At 60.4% G+C, this 434-nt stretch carries 1 pseudogene; it reads left to right on the top strand.

Annotated elements, in window-relative coordinates:
- A pseudogene (locus L691_RS32585) lies at positions 1–434 on the top strand (hypothetical protein); the annotation flags it as partial.

The raw sequence follows: 434 nt of genomic DNA, 5'->3' as shown, positions 1-434 counted from the left end.
TCACCGGCAGCAAGCTTGCGCCGAAGAGCATCGGCAGCGATCAGCTGGCGGAAGGCGCAGTGGGCGGAGCGGAGCTTCAGAATGAAGCGGTGGACGGCTCGAAAATTGCCTCCTTCTCTATTCAGTCCCGCCATCTGGAGGAGGAAAGCGTACAGAGCTATCATCTTGCTCCATCATCTATTGGCGGCGAACACTTGGCGGCATCGGCTGTTCAATCGGAGCATCTGGCGGACGGCTCAGTGGAAGGCCGGCATATCGTGCCAGGCGCGGTTCAGCCGGAGCATCTGACCCCCGGTGTTATCGGCGGCGAGCATATCCGCCCCTCATCTGTGGGCGTTGGCCATCTCCTGCAGGACTCGGTTTCGTCCGTACAGCTTCAGGACGGCAGTGTTACCGCTAGTAAACTGGGTGAAGGAGCGGTCGGTTCCGAGCAT

Origin of the sequence: Paenibacillus zanthoxyli JH29 (genome assembly GCF_000520715.1) — a bacterium.
GTDB classification, from domain to species: Bacteria; Bacillota; Bacilli; order Paenibacillales; family Paenibacillaceae; genus Paenibacillus_AQ; species Paenibacillus_AQ zanthoxyli.
Note: the sequence above shows the minus strand (reverse complement) of the source record. Positions and strands in the feature narration are given on the sequence as shown.